This is a genomic window from Shewanella sp. ENK2 (genome assembly GCF_043568515.1).
Taxonomy (GTDB): Bacteria; Pseudomonadota; Gammaproteobacteria; order Enterobacterales; family Shewanellaceae; genus Shewanella; species Shewanella japonica.
Map to the genome: position 1 here is coordinate 4726887 of NZ_CP171406.1, position 18646 is coordinate 4745532.

The following is an 18646-nucleotide window of genomic DNA, read 5'->3' on the forward strand; positions in this document are numbered from 1 at the left end:
ATCAGCATTTTAATTCAATTAGTTATTACCATGCCCAAAATTCATGAATTCGATAGCTGTTTCCAACTAAATATCAGATTCAAAAAGTAAAATAGCAAATTTAAATGACAAATCAATTACGTTGATGAATTTCAATACTAAAGTCTAATTCACAGCTAAGTCCTTGATCTGCAATTTGGGTCTTTTGTTCTTGCGTCAACTTCCAAGCATAAGGGGTCATGTTTAAAAAATGTTCAATATCAACAGGGTCAGATAAATCCAATTGATAGCAAAGCCTTTCGTTATGCAGACAAGTAAAACCTTCAAGCTCAGCTTTTGGCTCATCATGGGGTTTAGGTTCACTGTAGATGATTTTTTTCATCGCGAAATGGTGCATAGGACCAGGCGAAACCGTAATTAAAATGCCGCCATTTTTGATCGCCCTTTGTAACTCATCCAGTTTAGAGGGCGCATAAATTCTCATCGCTAAATCAAATAACCCGTCTTCAAAAGGCATTTCATAGGCACTGGCTACACAAAAATGTAAATCAGGGTAGCGTTTGGCGGCATACTTAATTGCAGACTTAGAAATATCCAGCCCTTGCAGTACACAATCTACTTCCCTTGTATGCGCCATGGCTTCAAATAGCCGATGACTGTAGTACCCTTCTCCACAACCTATATCTAATATATTTTCTGCATTAGCTGCGTATTCAGTCGCAAGTTCATTTACCCTATCACTTAGTTTTTGGTAGTAGCCTTTATTTAAAAACTCACGACGGGCAAACATCATCGTTTTATTGTCGCCAGGGTCTTTTGAGTTCTTTTTCTGCACAGGCAATAAATTAACATAACCTTCTTTTGCACAATCAAATTGATGACGGTTTTCACAAGACCATGATTTGGCATTTAGGGTAAGCACCGTGCGGCACAAAGGACAAATATATTGCATTTTTTACTCAACAAGGAATTGAAATAACGGTGACTCAACAAGAGCAACGTTTAACATGACACTAAAAATGACAATGGTACGCAATGAGCACCCAAAAGTCAGTTATCTTCGGTTAACTTATCAACCATCAAACTCACATCTGCAGGAGCAAGTAACGCAAAGCACTCTAATTTACGTTGTAAATCTTCAACATCTTTGGACAATTCATTTGCTGCTGATGCGTAATTAGTTCGCTGCTGTGATTGACTGTACGTTCGTAACAGCCATTGTTGTTTATGATTAAGTAGATTATCAAGCTTTAACAATTGCGCTGCGATAATGGCGTGAACTTTATTTCTTTCTTCAGATAAATAGTGGCTAATATCAGCACGTACTTGTTCAATTTCACTTATATTCAAAGCGATAGTTGCTGGAGGTTCTTCATAATCAAAGTTTCTCGCTAAAATCGCTTTAGCCATGATCAATTCTTTGGGTTCTTGATTAAGGCGTAAATCTTTCTCTAGTGTAATCGCTTCACACACCGATTGTTCATATTCAATGACGACTCCTTCATCAGAGTGAATAAAAGAAAACGTTAATGTAACGCCTTTTCTTAGCATGGCGGCAGATATTCGTGGCGCAATACCGACTCTGGCATACAAGCGGCAACCTTGACCTAATGCTCTTGTTACTTTACCGAGATGTTTACTGACATCACATTGATGAGAAATAGTGCCAGAGCTGGGGCTTGTGTCAGGAACAGAATTTAGCGAATAACCTGCTGACGCTGTTGCCTCGCTCGCTTTATTAACTTTCCCTTGATCAAGTTGCTCTTTATCAAGTCTGTCTTGGCCATGAGTATCTTTGTCATTCAAGCTTTCAACACGACTGACAGTAAAAAAGGCTGGCAAGTGAGAATGATGCTAGCTCCATGCTCATTTGTATGAGAGGGTAACTCACTAATAATAATTTCTGCCAAAGGCTGACTCAGCGCAGGAAGTAACACAAAATCACTGACATCATCAGCCAAAGAGACCAAAAGAGATTGATTTGGCTTTATTTCATATTGTATTGGTTGGCTGAATAGATGGTTGTACATAGAGACTCCGATGACGTTATATAAATTGTAACCATCAAACGGACTTACGTCACCTACTTAAAAAGCGTTCAATCACTAACGCCCCCTGTAAACATTAGTAATTAACAGTGTTAAGATATTTGTAATCGAAAAATAGGATAACTCTATATTATGGCAAGCGCTTTTCAACCTACCCTTTTTTGGCACGATTATGAAACATTTGGGGTGAGTCCAGCAAAAGACCGTCCTTCGCAATTTGCCGGTATTCGAACTGATTTAGATCTTAATATCATCGGTGAACCTGAAAACTTTTATTGCAAACAATCAACTGATTACCTGCCCTCACCTGAAGCGATTCTTGTCACAGGGATAACGCCACAGCTTGCGAATCAAAAAGGCATGGTTGAAACTGAGTTTATGGGGCGCATTAATGCCATTTTCACTCAACCAAATACCTGTGTTGTTGGGTATAACTCATTACGATTTGATGATGAAGTCAGCCGTTATGGTTTTTATCGCAATTTTATAGACCCTTATGCACGTGAGTGGCAAAACGGTAACTCACGCTGGGACATTATCGATTTAGTTAGAGCCTGTTATGCATTCCGTCCAGAAGGGATTAATTGGCCGCTTAAAGAAGATGGTTCACCTAGTTTTAAATTGGAGCATTTAACCCAAGCTAATGGGTTGAGCCATGAACAAGCTCATGATGCTATGAGCGATGTCTATGCAACGATTGCAATTGCGAAACTCATCAAAGAAAAGCAGCCTAAATTATACGATTACTATTTTGAGCTTCGAAATAAGAAAAAAGTCGCAGAATTAATCCAAGGCGACTTCATGCAGCCGCTAGTTCATGTGAGTTCAAAGATTAGCGCTGCCAATGGTTGCGTCACTTTAATTGCGCCTGTAGCACCTCATCCAACGAACAAGAACGCGATGATTTGCATTAATTTAGCAATGGATTTAAGCCCGCTCATTGACTTAACTGTGGCAGAAATCGTCGAACGTATGTATACACCTCGAAGTGAATTAGCCCCAGATGAGCTGCCAATTCCACTAAAGCAAATACATTTAAACAAATGTCCGTTTATTGGTACTCCTAAATTACTATCAGAAGCCGTAGCACAAAGGCATCAATTTGATATGGATTTTGCCCGCAGCCAATATAAATTATTCAAACAGCACCCTGAGCTTCGCGATAAAATGCAAGCGGTTTTTGATGTAAATGATCACCCTGCAGTAACCGATCCTGATTTAATGCTCTATAGCGGAGGCTTTTTTAGTCACGCCGATAAAGCCAAAATGGAAATGATCCGCAATACCAAAGCCGAAAACCTCGCCGCTCTTAATCTCGACTTTGACGATCCTAGGCTCAGTCAAATGTTGTTTCGGTATCGAGCCCGTAATTACCCTGAAACATTGAGCCATGATGAATCAATGCAATGGCGAGAGTTCTGTCAGCAACGCCTTTCTGATGCTGATTATGTGATAAACCTCGAAAACTTATTAGAAGAAACCAGCGAGAATGAACACAAACAAAAGTTATTAAAAGCCCTATGTTTATATCTGCAATCTCTTTAAGCTTTTATCATTAACTTACTTTGTACTTATTGTATTAATAAAAGGAATTGGTCATGCAAAATCGTTTCATTGATAGCATCACCCAACTGCCCAAACCACTGGCAACAGCGCTTATCCCATTACTTAATGATGATTTTTGTGGGCACATCGATGCGAATCAACTGACGGAACTTGTCAACATCAGTCAAATGACAGAAGAAGAACTTCTATTAAGTTTACTGCCAATCGCTGCAGCACTTGCCAAACCAAGCATCAGCGAGTTTTATGTTGGTGCAATCGCTAAAACTGAAAGCGGCGACATATACATGGGGGCTAATTTTGAATTATCTTCTGAAGCGCTATTTCACACGGTACATGCCGAACAAAGTGCAATCAGCCACGCCTGGCTAAACGGCGAACAAAAAATTGTTGATATCATCGTCAACTTCAGTCCTTGTGGCCATTGTCGTCAGTTCATCAATGAATTAGTCAGCGGTATCGATATTAACATCCACTTACCAGGTCAGCAGCCACAGCAATTAGCACACTATCTACCCTATGCATTTGGGCCCAAAGACCTACAAGTCACTAAGCCACTGTTATCAAAAAGTCATATCGAATTTAGTTTACAGTCAGACGACCCAATGATCATCGAAGCTGTCGACCAAGCAGGTTTAAGTTATGCCCCCTATACGCAAAACTACGCAGCGGTGGTTATTGAAACAAAAGACGGTAAAACATACTGCGGCCGGTACGCAGAAAACGCGGCATTTAATCCGTCAATGATGCCAATGCAAATGGCGTTATCAAACTTAATTCGCCACAACAGAGACTACAGCGATATTAATCGAGTGGTATTGATAGAATCATCTGCCGGTAAAATCAGTTTAGCTAATGCCACTATGGATACACTGCAAGCTGTTGCCGCAATTGAGCTTGAGCATATCGTTGTAGACCCAAGCTAGCCAGCTCATTTTGCTGCACGTTAATTGAAATTATACTGAATTAGCCTTTCTTAGTTTTGATATTAAGAAAGGCTTTTTGTTACCAATCATTATTTAGTACCTCGAAGGCACGTATTCACTTTTTTGTTTGCACAAAACCTGTAAAGCCTTACACTCTTGCTCTTCTCATATAAGAATTGATTTAAGAACTCTAGCCCATGCCTGATTTAGCAATACTTGCTGTATTTATTCCAACATTCTTTTTTGTTTCTATTACGCCAGGAATGTGTATGACATTAGCAATGACACTCGGCATGAGTATTGGTGTTAGAAGAACACTGTGGATGATGGCTGGTGAATTAGTGGGTGTTGCTTTAGTTGCTATTGCTGCAGTTATGGGCGTTGCCAGCGTCATGCTCAATTACCCAGATGCCTTTGCCATTTTAAAATGGCTTGGCGGCGCTTATCTTGCGTATATTGGTGTTAATATGTGGCGTTCGAAAGGCAAAATGGCCATCATTGAGGGGCAGCAAACAGACAAATCGATTAGTAATATTGCGCTAATTTCCCAAGGGTTTGTCACAGCAATAGCCAATCCCAAAGGTTGGGCATTTATGATTTCACTTTTACCTCCCTTCATCAGTGTTGATAAAGCTGTCGCACCTCAGTTGTTTTGGCTACTTGCGATTATTATGCTGACAGAAAGCGTATCAATGCTCGCTTATGCCAGTGGCGGTAAAAGTTTAAGAATATTTTTATCTCGGGGCGATAACATTAAACTGATGAACCGTATTGCCGGCAGTTTAATGATTGGCGTCGGTTTTTGGCTAGCACTTGGCTAAACATTAAATACACTGAATATCGCTAAACGAAAGAAAGAAGTATAGATAAAAATAAACCAATAATGTAATTGATTACGCCGCTTTGTCGTAATACGGTTTAACACAGTTTCTGCCATTTTCTTTCGCCATATACAGGGCTTTATCGGCTCTTATCAGTAAGTCTTTAAGCTCTTTCGCAGATGCTGTTTTTTCAGCGATACCAAAGCTCGCTGTGCACTGAAGATTTTGGGAATCGGTTAACGGAATTTTACACTCAGCAATGTGTTCACGCATTCGCTCGGCCACTTTATTAGCATCATGCAAATGGGTATTTGGCATAGCAATAACAAATTCTTCCCCGCCAATCCGCGCACATAAATCTTGTTCACGGCACAAGGCTTTAATCGTTTTAGTCACTTCAATTAAACACTTATCGCCAACGAGATGGCCGTGTTTATCGTTAATCGTCTTAAACAAGTCTAAGTCGATTAGCACCAAAGTAAATGGGAGTTGATGCGCCACAGCTTGATCGAGCAATGATTTACCCTCGGTAAAAAGGAGTGTCGATTTGCCAATCGTGTCAAAGAATCAGTACTTGCTTGCAATGTCAGTTGCTTTTCGTTTTTATCAATCTGTTTAGCAAAAATATATAAAACAACAATCACTTCCAGCATCGTAAAAAATACCACTGATTGATAAAGCATATGGTTAACTTGAGCAGACAGTTCAATTAATGGCGCTTCGTTTACGGTATTTTCGCAATAGAAAAATAACACCATTGCCAGTGCACTTAATGTCACCTGCTCAAGTCGCTCTCTTAATTCAAATAACAAAAAAGCCCCAGTTGGCACAAGGAAGTAATACAGGTGAAAACCACTCGCATTAGTTACATAAACATTGGTACAAACAAGTAGATGCAGCATCAACACGCTAAAAAACCAAATTTTAGCGATTTTAGGCTGCTGTTTGGCGGTAAGTACATTAGTGACGAAATACGCAAACGTAAATCCAAGGTTGATAAAACCGACAGAAGGATTATCAAGAAACAAAATATAGTTAAGCGAATATAAAAATGAGATAGCAACCGTAATTAACCCTATGATATTCATAGTTCTTATTCGGTTAGCTGATGAAAATGACTGTTGATTCGTGCCCAGATTAATAATTGATTTTAAGTTCATGGGGGTAACAAATAAGTTAACAACATGTAAACTTTAGCACAATTTATATTTTTAGTTCTATCCAGAATATCAGTTAACAGAGTACCTAATTCAATTGTCGATTGTTAAATGAAGATGACTTAACTCCTCTAAGTCGTTGTAATGCTATTCTGAATTTTGTTTATACGGCAGTTTTGCGCTCATTTGCGTCATGTACTGCTTAATGTGAAGTTGTTCTTGCTGGCAATAGTGATTAATAGCATGACTAAATTCGGCATGTGCGACATTGTGATTCGAATAGGTTTCTATAGGCTCAAAACCTCTAGCAACCTTATGCTCCCCTTGTGCCCCAGCATCAAAAGTCGTTAATCCATGTTTGATGGCATACTCTATCCCTTGATAATAACAGGCTTCAAAATGCAGACCGTCAACCTCCTGTAAGCAGCCCCAATAACGCCCGTATAAATGAGTTTTAGAAACAAAATATAACGCCGAAGCCACCATTATTTGCTGCGGATCAGAAATGATAAGTAAGCGAATTTGATTACCCATAGTGTCTGCTAGCTGCTCAAAAAAATCGCTGGATAAATAGCCTGTATGACCAGATCGTTTTAAATAGGTTTGCTGATAACACTCAATAAAGTGTTCCCACTGAGCTGAAGATGCTTGTTCGCCTGTAATAAATTCAAAATGATACTCAGAAACCATACGACGTTCTTTAACAATAGTTTTACGCTTACGTGAGACTAACTGTCTAAGATAATCATCGAAATTCTGATAACCTCGGTTACCCCAATGAAACTGTGTAGCAAGCCTTGCAATAGACTGTTGACTGGCAAAGTTAAAATCATCTTTAGGTAAGAACAAACAGTGCCAAGACGAAAAATCCTGTTCTATACTGCGATTAAGGAAGTTGAGAATACAGCTTATAAGATGATGTCTAACTGATTTACTGGCCCCTTCCATGATCCCGAAACGCTGCCCTGTTACAGGAGTAAACGGTATAGCCGCGACTAATTTGGGATAGTATTGTAATCCGTTTCTCTCATATGCTTCAGCCCAAGCCCAATCAAACACATACTCTCCCCACGAATGGCTCTTCTCATAGCAAGGTAAAATAGCCGCTACCTTATCGCCTGCCTGAACCACAATATGTTTTGGTGTCCAACCCGTAAGTGGGCAAACACATTGACTTTGTTCAAGAGCCAATAAGTAATCAAACTGAGTAAAAGGGTTATCATCACGAAACATCAGCAGCCAATCTTGCCTACCAATAGCTTCAACTGAATCGTAAAAGCTAATGTGAATATCATCAAGAGCTGTCAGTGCTGAGTCCTCTGCTAATGAATCGCTAATTAAGCCAGTTTCAGACATATTTCCTCAGAATACCGTTTTAGTTATTGTGTATTAGATCATACTTATGGCACATTGCAACATATGATTATACTTACAAAGGACTGAAAATGAGCGTTTTTTCTCAGATAAAGCCTATCGTTGTTTCTACTTCTATTGCGTTACTACTTGGTTTTACTTCACTATCCGCAAGTTCTGTACAAGCTGCCAACGAACAGTCAATTTACAGTCGCGCTGCAACGGCACAACCAATTTGGGCCGAGCACGGCATGGTCGCCAGCCAAGAGTCATTAGCCACACGAATTGGCGTAGATATTTTGAAACAAGGTGGTAATGCTGTAGATGCCGCAGTTGCTGTGGGTTTTGCTCTTGCAGTCACCCTTCCTCGTGCTGGCAATATTGGCGGAGGCGGCTTTATGTTAGTCCACCTCGCTGAAACGAATAAAACAATTGCTATCGATTATCGAGAAACCGCGCCTTCAAAAGCGCACAAAGATATATTTCTAGATGAAAAAGGTAAGCCAAACCCTAAATTAAGCCGAGAACATGGTCTTGCTGTCGGTGTCCCAGGAACGGTGATGGGTTTTGAGTTAGCGCTCGAAAAGTATGGCACCATGAAGTTAAGTGAGGTGATTGCGCCAGCCATAAAGTTGGCAAAAGAAGGTATTAGTGTTAATCCAGATCTTGCTAACTCCCTTGATGGACTTAAACGCCGAATTTCTCAATGGCCCAGTTCAGCCAAAATCTTCTATAAAAAGAACGGTGACAGCTTTGCAGTAAACGATACCTTAGTACAAACCGATCTCGCACATTCACTGTCTTTAATTGCAACTCACGGCAGTAAAGGATTTTATGAAGGTGAAACTGCAGAAAAAATCGTTGACTCAATTAAGCAAGCCAACGGTATTATGACCTTGGAAGATTTAAAAAACTATCAAGTTGTTGAACGTAAGCCAATTCGCGGAGAATATCGTGGTTACGAGATTGTCTCCATGCCACCTCCTTCCTCTGGCGGAATCCATATCATTCAAATGCTGAACATGCTTGAGAACTACCCTATCAATGAATTAGGCCACAATACCGCTCAAACATTGCACTTAATGGTTGAAAGTATGAAACATGCATATGCCGATAGAAGTGAGTATTTAGGTGATCCTGATTTTAACCCTGTCCCTTTGAAGGCGTTGACGGATCAAAAATATGCTGACTCACTGGTCAAAAAAATAGCTTACAACAAAGCCACTCCAAGTGCTGAGATAAAGCCAGGTAATATAGCTCCCTATGAGAGTAACCAAACCACTCATTACTCTGTTGTTGATAAATGGGGAAATGCAGTGTCGAATACCTACACGTTGAACTTTAGTTATGGTTCTGGACTAGTTGCAGACGGCACTGGGATTTTACTCAATAATGAAATGGACGATTTTTCTGCAAAGCCAGGTACCCCAAACGCCTTTGGTTTAATTGGCGGCGAAGCTAATTCGGTTCAAGGAAACAAGCGACCATTGAGTTCAATGAGCCCAACCATTGTAATGAAAGAAGGCAAACCTTTCTTAGTGACAGGTAGCCCTGGCGGCTCAAGAATCATCACGACGACATTACAACTCATTATGAACGTGATTGACCATAAGCTTAATGTCGCAGAAGCGACTGCTGCGCCAAGAATCCATCATCAATGGCTTCCTGATTATATTGGTGTAGAAAGCAGTTTAAATAAAGATACAATTTCACTGCTTGAAGCTAAAGGCCATACGATCAAGTCCAGCAGTGCCATGGGCAGTACCCAATCAATAGTGGTGACTGAAAAAGGCGTTTATGGAGCATCAGATCCTAGACGTGCCGGTTCTGAAACCCTAGGTTATTAGTAATAACGTAAATAATAACAATGTGCTGTATCGAAAAGCGATGAGTAGATACAGCTTAAATTTAAACAAGATAAAATAAACACTCACTCCCTTTCCAAAATAAACCTGCTCCCTTGCTCATTTTTATTGTTTGGACCCTCTTTTCTAAATAAGAATAACTATCATTACAACCCGCACAAATAACAAAACAGCAACATCAAGATTCGATTTTTGTTATTTCAAATTTATTTCAATTAAAGTTTTTTATCTTTATGCCGATATTGTTATTGCAGGAACAGACCTGTTATACGGTTATTAATTAAAATTAACAAATACCCAATTGCGGATGCGTTTAATTAACAACGCAGGTTATAAGCTATATTTAATCTGTCAATATTTTGACAAAGACAAAATGTTGGCAACCTAAACAAGATAGAAAAAATTAATTAACGCCTGAGATGTTAAAACTTTTATCAAATAAAATTTATTTCATACAGGCGGCAAACTTAACTGACTGATATTGATAGATATAACTATTTATGCTCATATGGTTACATCAATTAACTGAAATAGACTATTTTTTTAGCATAAAATTCATATTATGATGCGCTAAAAATAACTCAATAATATTAAAAAAAGCAGGATTCAACTTGATGAAGTTAAACAGCTTAAAAATAAAGCACCGGATCGCTTTATTAACAGTCGTTGCAATTTCTTCGTTTGTTATTTCACTTGTAATTAACAATCAAAGCGTGCAACAAAATGCTGAACGTTTAAATGGACTTCAATCACAACTTTACCCAGTATTAAATTTAGCCACGATTAACGATGGCTTGTTATTGCAATTAAATCAAAATATTCAATCTGCAGTAACAACCGGTGAAGAAGAATCATTGATCACTGCAGAAAATATGGTTAAACAAATTAATAGTAATCTAAATACTATTAAGGGTTTATTACCTCTTGAAGCTAATGATGCCAATAATATGCAACGCGATTTGGCCACTTATCATGACAATGCCAAAACCTTAGTTGCTGAATTTTTAAAAGATGATGTCGACTTTAACAAGATCACAAACCAGGCTTCAGAAAATGCCAAGCGATTTGAATCCCTAACAGCGGTTTTTGCTAAAAAACAGCAAGATTACTCCGATGCTTTCACAACGAGTATTAGCACGACCTTAGCAAGTTCAGATAATGCGGCATCATTGATGTTGATTATCGGTATTATCGCTTCACTATTTTTGGTAGTCGTTGGCGTATTAGTGAATCGCTCAATCATTGTCACCATTCAGGACGTCACCCATTCATTACAGAATATATCAGAAGGTGAAGGCGATCTTCGTTCTCGGATTGAATATAACGGTAAAGATGAAATCGCGACGCTGGTACATTGGTTCAACCAGTTTGTATCGAAATTACAAGTCTCAATTGCTGACACGAAACAAACAACAGACAGTTTAAGTGCAGTATCTCATACGTTATTAGAAAGCTGTAAAAACAGTGAAAACACCGTTATCGAGCAAAACGAGTCCGTTGAACAAATCTCTAATGCCATGCGTGAAATGTTCATCAGTGTTGCACATATTGCTGAGTATGCCGCTAATGCTGCATCTGAAGCTGACAACGCAAATGATGAAGCTAAACAAGGTCAAGAGGTTGTGTCTCAAGCCATCACTACCATTAATAAATTAGCAGAAGAAGTACAAACGACTGCTGTTGTAGTCAATCAACTTGAGGCGTTCACCAGTAACGTCAACGATATTCTCGATACCATTCGTGGTATTGCAGATCAAACCAATTTACTTGCCTTGAATGCAGCAATTGAAGCAGCTCGAGCAGGTGAACAAGGAAGAGGCTTTGCCGTAGTGGCCGATGAAGTAAGAACCCTTGCTTCTCGAACACAAGCGTCAACGCAAGAAATTCAACAAGTATTGCAAGAGCTTCGCTCTACTTCAACTCAAGCAGTTGATGCAATGCAACGTGGAATTGAAACCGCTGAAGAAGGTGTCAAAACCACTTCATTAGCCGGAGATGCATTAATCAGTATCACCAATAAAGTGAGTGCGATTACCGTCGTTAACGAACAGATTGCTGCCGCCACTGAAGAACAACATAACACTTCAGAGCTTATCCAGCAGTATGTCGCTGATATTGAAACCAATGCCGCTAAAGTAAAAATGACCACGGATGAAATGGGCGGGATCAGTTATGACATTGAAGGTGTTAGTAAACAGCTTCAAAACATAACAGGTCAATTTAAAGTCTAACAATAATAATATTTTAAGATAAACGAGATTTATCTTGAGTAATGATAAAGATGAACAGGAGTTACACCATGAAATTCAACTTGAAAGCGCTACCCTTAGCTATTTCTGTTGCAATGCTTCCTGCCTATGTCGCAGCTGAAGAAACAAGTGAAGAGAAAATTGCCAAGCTTGAACAACAAGTGCAATCACTTCAAGCAAGTCAAAATGCAAGCTTAACAGAACGTTTTAGCTTCAATGGCTTCATGACTGGTGCATATATCAGCTCTGACAATAACACTGGTTATGCAGGTGCGACTACTTCTGCTAACTTCGATGACGGCAGTAAGTTTGGTCTTCAAGGTACCTTTGCCATTACAGATCAAACTCAAGCCGTAATGCAGCTTATGATGAAAGGCAGCAACGATTGGGAAGTAGAAGCTGAGTGGGCTTATATCTCACACCGTTTTGAAAGTGGCCTTCAGGCTCGTGCTGGTAAACTTCGTGTACCTTTATTTATGTACTCTGATTACTTAGACGTGGGTTACGCACAGCCATTCGTACGTCCACCTTCGGAAGTTTATGATGCGGTTCCTTTCACATCTTACACCGGCGGTGATGCAAGTTATGATATTGAGTTTGATGACTCAACATTAACAATTCAAGCTTTTGGTGGCCAGTCAGAAGATTCTGGAATTGATATTGGAAATATTTTCGGCGCAAACCTTAACTGGACTGATTTAACATGGACATTCCGTGCGGTATACGGTCAGGCTACTCTTGATGGTACTGTGACTCGTCAAATGACTGTTGATCAAATTGATCCAAACACTGGTTTACCTTATTCAATAGATGTAACAGTTCCTCTTCTTGATATCAATGACGCAACTGGCACATTCGTTGGCTTAGGTGGAAGTTACGACAATGGCTCTTTCCTAGCGATTGCAGAATGGACTCGTATTGAAACTGATGAAGAATACCCAGATTCTGACGCAGGTTATATCACTTTAGGTTACCGTATCAACGCATTTACTCCTTATGTAACTGCTTCGTACTACGAAACTAAAGATAATGACGTTCGAACTAATCCTGTTCACATTGCAATTTTTAACGGCGAGCGCACAGCATACAGTGCAGGTATTCGTTGGGATGCAATGGATAACTTAGCCCTTAAGTTTGACGTAACCCATGCCACTGACTTCGGTGACACCTCTGGCGGTTTTGATACCAACATAGCCCAAGAGTTTGATGACACTACAGTGTACACAGTTCAGTTCGACGTTGTATTTTAAGGAGCGATAAAATGAAAAAAATCCTATCTATTTTAGCGCTTAGCGTGTGTTCAGTTATGTCAGCTCAAGCAGCGGTTGTCATCATTGGTGCACCTGGTGCGGCAGATATTAGCGCATCAGATGCTAAAAAATTATTTTTAGGTAAAGGCTCAAAATCTGCAGTGGTTTATGAACTTGCTGAAGGTAATGCAACACGTTCAGAGTTTCATAGTGCTGTCACAGGCAAATCTGATTCACAACTGAAAGCATTCTGGTCAAAGCAGGTATTTACTGGTAAAGGAAACCCACCAGCAACAGTAAATGATGCCGCGGCGATGAAGTCAGCAGTAGCGTCAAACCCTAATGCGATTGGCTACATTGATGAAGCTGATGTCGATGGCAGCGTAAAAGTGATTTTAAAGCCATAAAAACGACATAAAACCATAGTCTTAAATTAAGTTTTAGTGATTGTGTTTTAAGCATTTCATACTCCCCCTTCAATTGAAATGCTAGAGGGATCTGATAAACATCAGGTCCCTTTATTTTTTGTTACAAACTAAAACAAGATTACGACCAAAACTTGATAAACTAGTCACAAATCATAATGTAATAATGATAAACAGAAGCTTAAACCGACCTTTCGATTAAAAGCTCATTTTTAACCATTCTTATGCAAACAGGGAAATAACTATGAAGGGACTAACCCTCAAACCGCTTGTTTCAGCTATGGCACTAACAGTCATGTTAAGTGCTTGTGCCAATGACAATGTACAAACCAACACGACACAAGCACCAAATGTCGTGGCTAGTAACATCATCGAGCAAAATGCTAACAATCCATTCTTTAAACCATACGGTACTTTTATGGAAATCCCTGATTTCGATAAAATAAAAGATGAACATTACTTACCGGGCTTTAAAGCAGGTATCGCCGCTCAAAAAGCTGAAATAGCAGCTATTGTTGCGAATCCAGAAAAACCAACATTTGAAAATACCATCGAAGCAATGGAGTTCTCAGGTGAATTAGTAACAAAAGTTGCTAGTGTTTTCTATAACCTTACTGGCGCGCACACAAACCCAGCGATTCAAGAAATTTCAAAAGAAGTGTCCCCAATGTTATCAGCAGCAAGCGATGACATTTTATTAAATGATGAGTTGTTTAAGCGTGTTAAAGCCGTTTATTTACAAAAAGACAGCTTAAACCTCAATACAGCTAAAGCTAAATTGCTTGAAGACACCTACAAACGTTTTACCCGTGGCGGTGCTAACTTATCAGCTGAAGACAAAGCCACATTACGCTCACTAAACGAGCAAATTGGTAAGCTTAATCTTGAGTTTGGCGATAACTTATTAGCTGAAACCAATGCTTTTGAGCTAGTTATTGATAACAAGGCTGATTTAGCAGGTTTACCACAAGATATTATTGATAGTGCTGCTGCGACAGCCACTAAACGTGGCCATGATGGTAAATGGGTTTTCACAACGCAACGCCCTTCTATTACGCCATTTTTAACCTATGCAGAAAACCGTGAGCTGCGTGAAACAATATTTAAAGGTTATATCGAACGCGCTAATAACGACAACGCGAATGACAACAAAAAAACCTTAGCGAAAATTGCTTCATTACGTGCAGAAAAAGCTGAATTAATGGGGTACAAAACCCACGCTGATTTTGTACTAGAAGAGCGCACAGCTAAAACACCTGAAAATGTATATGGATTATTAGACAAAGTTTGGCCTGCAGCGCTTGCTCAAGCAAATGCTGAAGTTGTCGAAATGCAAAAGCTAATTGACTCACAAGGTGGCGACTTCAAATTAGAAGCGTGGGATTGGTGGTATTACTCAGATCAAATCCGTGTAGCTAAATACAGTTTCAATGAACAACAAACGCGTCCATACTTCTCACTTGAAGCAACCTTAGATGGCGTATTTTATACAGCCAACCGTCTATTCGGCATCACAGTGAAAGAACGTACCGATTTACCAAAATATCACCCAGATGTTAGAACATGGGAAGTCTATGATAAAGATGGTTCATTCTTAGCTGTATTTATGGGTGATTACTACGTACGTGACAGTAAACGTGGTGGCGCTTGGATGAACTCATACCGCCAGCAATACAACATGAATGGCGTTGAATCAAAGCCTATCATTGTAAACGTACTGAACTACCCTCGTCCAACGGGTGATGAGCCAGCACTGCTGACGTTTGACGAAGCAAGCACCTTATTCCACGAGTTCGGCCATGCACTACATGGTATTTTGTCTGATGTGGAATACCGCTCACAAGCTGGTACATCAGTACCACGTGACTATGTTGAATTCCCATCACAAGTCATGGAAAACTGGATGACCCAACCTGAAGTATTAGCGCAATTTGCTAAGCACTATCAAACAGGCGAAGTTATCCCGCAAGAATTAGTCAAAAAAATCCAAGCAGCAAGTAAATTTAACCAAGGTTTTGCGACAGTTGAATATATGGCAGCAACAAAACTGGATTTAGATTGGCACACATTAACTGATAATACTGTACGTGATGCAGCAAAATTTGAAGCTGAATCATTAGCCAATATGGGGCTGATTAAAGAAATTGCACCACGTTACCGTAGTACGTATTTCTCGCACATTTTCGCGGGCGGCTACTCAGCGGGTTACTACAGTTACCTTTGGTCAGATATCTTAGGCGCAGATGCATTTGAAGCGTTTAAAGAAAATGGTATTTTCGACCCAGCAACGGCACAAGCCTTCAGAGATAATATTCTGTCTAAAGGTGGTAGCGCGGATCCTATGCAACTTTACCGTCAATTCCGTGGTAAAGATGCGGGTATTGAGCCATTGTTAAGAAGCCGTGGCTTATTAGAAGATAAGTAATTTATCTCAACCCTTAAAAGGCGCTTCGGCGCCTTTTTTATTGTCTTAATTATTTTCCTTTTAACCCTGCCAGCAACATTAAATCCTGAAATGCTTTAAAAATAAGAGTGATAACCTAATGAAATAGAGGTTTGTACGTTCAATCGACATAGTTAATTTTATTTTAGCGAAATTATCATTCTGTAATTAACTTTGTATATAATTCCTAGCGATTAAAAAGAATATAAAAATGTGATTAATCAACATAATAAGAGCACTAAAAGCATGCTCTGGGGTCAAGTAAGAGAAAAACTATGTTAAATAAAACCTGTTTAGCCATTGTTATCGCCAGTTCACTAACGCTGGGTGGATGCCACTCATCTGATGAAATTAAATCAGCTGTGGAAGTAGAATTGCGCATCATGGAAACCAGTGATCTTCATGCCAATATCATGGATTACAATTATTATACGAGCCGAGTCGATAAAACCATTGGCTTAGCAAGAACCGCTTCCCTGATAAAACAAGCACGCCTTGAAGTTAAAAACAGTGTGTTAGTCGATAACGGTGACTTACTCCAAGGCAGCCCTATGGGGGATTATATTGCACATACTTTCCAAGCAAATAACCAACTAATCGATACTCACCCAGCTTATAAAGCCATGAATACTCTCGACTATGCTGTGGGTAATATTGGTAATCATGAGTTTAACTATGGTTTAGACTTTTTAGATCAAGCAACAGCAGCAGCCAACTTTCCATACATAAGCGCCAATGTTTATTGTGAGATTGATAATTGCTTTAGAGACGTCAAAGCTGGTGAACCTTTATTTAAGCCTTACATCATTACAGAACAAGAAGTTATCGATAATCAGGGCGCTAATCACACCATCAAAATAGGCTATATAGGTTTTGTACCACCACAAATCAAAGTATGGGATAAACAAAATTTAGACGGCAAAGTTATCGCTAAAGGCATTGTCGAATCAGCAGAGCGTTACGTACCTAAAATGAAAGATCAAGGCGCAGACGTCATTATCGCGATTCCACACTCAGGTATTGGCTCATCAGAAAATCCAGGTGACATGAATGCTGAAAACGCCACTTGGGCATTAACCACGGTTGCTGGCATTGATGCCATCATGTTTGGTCACAGCCACTCTGTTTTCCCAAGTGCACAGTTTTCTGATGTCGCTAAAGTCAATATTGAAACAGGCACGATTAATGGTGTCGCTGCTGTGATGCCAGGCCGTTGGGGAGATAATTTAGGTATTATCGATTTAACATTACGCCAAGAGGAAGGTAAATGGCGAGTATCCAACAGCTTGTCACAGGCTCGCCCTATTTTTATAAAAGAGACCGATAAAACAGCAGGGTTCTCTGTCAATCCAGACGAAGAGATCCATACAAAGGTTGCTTCAGACCATCAAGCCACACTCGACTATGTTAATGCCCCAATAGGTAAATCCTCAGCGGATATGTATAGCTTCCTCTCGCTTGTTCAAGATGATCCTACTGTGCAAATTGTGTCGAATGCTCAAATAGATGCAGTCACTAAAGCCGCAGCAAAAATTGATACATTAAAACACCTTCCTGTTTTATCCGCAGCTGCGCCATTTAAAGCGGGCGGGCGTCATCGAACAAGTTCTGATGCTGACAGTTATGTGCAAGTGGCAGCGGGAGAATTGTCATACAAAAATGCTGCCGACCTATACCTTTACCCCAATACCTTAGTTGCGGTAAAAGTAACAGGTAAACAAGTTAAAGATTGGTTAGAGTGTAGTGCAAATCAGTTCAATCAAATTGATCCAAATTCCGCAGCAAGCCAAAGTTTAATTAATTGGGAAACTCATCGAACATATAACTTTGATGTCATTGATGGTGTTAACTACAAAATTGATGTGACTCAGCCTAATAAATTTGATGGTGATTGCGCTATGGTCAATGCTGATGCAAATCGAATTGTTGAGTTAAGTTACACAGATGATTCTGGCACTATTTTTAAAGGCGAAGAGTTTGCAAATAAGAGCTTTCTTATCGCGACCAATAACTTTCGAGCATTTGGTAATAAATTTGCCGGTACTGGCGCTGATTATATCGCGATGGAATTACCAGATACTAACAGAGAAGCCTTAACTCAATACATTACACAATTGTCAGAGCTCAATGGTGAAGTGGATCCTAGCGCTAATAATAACTGGCAATTCAAAACAATTGAATCAAACACTAAGCTTGATATTCGTTTTGAAACGCAGGACTCACCGTTAGCAGATACATTTATTAAACAGAACCAACAGCGTCCTATGACCAAACTTGAAGCTGATAATATAGTTTCTGGTTTCGCGATTTATAGTATCGACTTAAGTATCGACTTAAATTAATGCGTCAATAATATGTCAACAATACTTGATGACATTTTGGCTAAAAACTATAAAAACCCGCTTAATCAATAGTTTAATGTCAATATTCATACGAACGACTTTTGAGTGCCTAAGTAGTATTTAAACAAGGCGCGATAATAAAATTTCCAAGATAAACCTACAGGCTAACGACAATGCTCCTATACATCAGGAGCATTGTCATCAACCCTTTTCCATTACTTCATC

14 protein-coding genes are annotated in these 18646 nt (G+C 39.5%); 9 read left to right on the forward strand and 5 right to left on the reverse strand.

Features of this window, described 5'->3' with window-relative positions:
• Positions 1–112 precede the first annotated feature (112 nt).
• Entirely contained in the window at positions 113–931 is an 819-nt protein-coding gene (gene rlmA, locus ACGEDC_RS20675) for a 23S rRNA (guanine(745)-N(1))-methyltransferase (RefSeq protein ID WP_394495499.1), read from the reverse strand.
• Positions 932–1029: 98 nt separating this feature from the next.
• The gene (locus ACGEDC_RS20680) at positions 1030–1821 is read right to left on the reverse strand and encodes a hypothetical protein (RefSeq protein WP_394495501.1); all 792 of its coding nucleotides are present in this window, start codon (positions 1819–1821) and stop codon (positions 1030–1032) included.
• A gap of 338 nt (positions 1822–2159) precedes the next feature.
• Between ACGEDC_RS20680 and sbcB the strand changes: the two genes are divergently transcribed.
• The 3 genes from sbcB (at position 2160) to ACGEDC_RS20695 (ending at position 5337) form a co-directional block, all read left to right on the forward strand.
• Complete coding sequence (gene sbcB, locus ACGEDC_RS20685; RefSeq protein WP_055023338.1) at positions 2160–3572, forward strand: exodeoxyribonuclease I; 1413 nt, start codon at positions 2160–2162, stop codon at positions 3570–3572.
• A 53-nt stretch (positions 3573–3625) separates the two neighbouring features.
• On the forward strand, positions 3626–4516 hold the full coding sequence (cdd, locus tag ACGEDC_RS20690) for a cytidine deaminase (RefSeq protein WP_394495504.1): 891 nt from the start codon (positions 3626–3628) through the stop codon (positions 4514–4516).
• A gap of 197 nt (positions 4517–4713) precedes the next feature.
• Positions 4714–5337, forward strand: coding sequence for a LysE family translocator (locus tag ACGEDC_RS20695; RefSeq protein ID WP_394495506.1), 624 nt, complete (start codon positions 4714–4716; stop codon positions 5335–5337).
• Between the two features lie 72 nt (positions 5338–5409).
• Here the strand turns inward: ACGEDC_RS20695 and ACGEDC_RS20700 are convergent, their stop codons facing one another.
• The 3 genes from ACGEDC_RS20700 to ACGEDC_RS20710 all read right to left on the reverse strand — a co-directional run bounded on the left by ACGEDC_RS20700 (position 5410) and on the right by ACGEDC_RS20710 (position 7850).
• The gene (locus ACGEDC_RS20700) at positions 5410–5853 is read right to left on the reverse strand and encodes a GGDEF domain-containing protein (protein WP_394495508.1); all 444 of its coding nucleotides are present in this window, start codon (positions 5851–5853) and stop codon (positions 5410–5412) included.
• Positions 5805–6497 (reverse strand): hypothetical protein, encoded by a 693-nt coding sequence (locus ACGEDC_RS20705; RefSeq protein ID WP_394495510.1) that lies wholly within the window; start codon positions 6495–6497, stop codon positions 5805–5807. Before ACGEDC_RS20705 ends, ACGEDC_RS20700 begins: the two co-directional genes overlap by 49 nt.
• A 144-nt stretch (positions 6498–6641) precedes the next feature.
• On the reverse strand, positions 6642–7850 hold the full coding sequence (locus ACGEDC_RS20710; protein WP_394495512.1) for a GNAT family N-acetyltransferase: 1209 nt from the start codon (positions 7848–7850) through the stop codon (positions 6642–6644).
• A gap of 89 nt (positions 7851–7939) precedes the next feature.
• Between ACGEDC_RS20710 and ggt the strand changes: the two genes are divergently transcribed.
• The 6 genes from ggt (at position 7940) to ACGEDC_RS20740 (ending at position 18421) form a co-directional block, all read left to right on the forward strand.
• Positions 7940–9694 (forward strand): gamma-glutamyltransferase, encoded by a 1755-nt coding sequence (ggt, locus tag ACGEDC_RS20715; protein ID WP_119968658.1) that lies wholly within the window; start codon positions 7940–7942, stop codon positions 9692–9694.
• Positions 9695–10326: 632 nt separating this feature from the next.
• On the forward strand, positions 10327–11943 hold the full coding sequence (locus ACGEDC_RS20720) for a methyl-accepting chemotaxis protein (protein ID WP_372036924.1): 1617 nt from the start codon (positions 10327–10329) through the stop codon (positions 11941–11943).
• 68 nt (positions 11944–12011) lie between these two features.
• Complete coding sequence (locus ACGEDC_RS20725) at positions 12012–13211, forward strand: hypothetical protein (protein WP_394495515.1); 1200 nt, start codon at positions 12012–12014, stop codon at positions 13209–13211.
• An 11-nt stretch (positions 13212–13222) separates the two neighbouring features.
• A complete protein-coding gene (locus tag ACGEDC_RS20730; protein ID WP_394495517.1) occupies positions 13223–13618 on the forward strand; it encodes a phosphate ABC transporter substrate-binding protein in 396 nt (131 codons plus the stop codon).
• A gap of 262 nt (positions 13619–13880) precedes the next feature.
• Positions 13881–16061 carry a M3 family metallopeptidase gene (locus ACGEDC_RS20735; RefSeq protein WP_055023346.1) on the forward strand — a complete coding sequence of 727 codons (2181 nt, stop codon included), beginning with the start codon at positions 13881–13883 and terminating at the stop codon, positions 16059–16061.
• A 293-nt stretch (positions 16062–16354) separates the two neighbouring features.
• Positions 16355–18421, forward strand: coding sequence for a bifunctional 2',3'-cyclic-nucleotide 2'-phosphodiesterase/3'-nucleotidase (locus ACGEDC_RS20740; RefSeq protein WP_394495520.1), 2067 nt, complete (start codon positions 16355–16357; stop codon positions 18419–18421).
• Positions 18422–18646 lie beyond the last annotated feature (225 nt).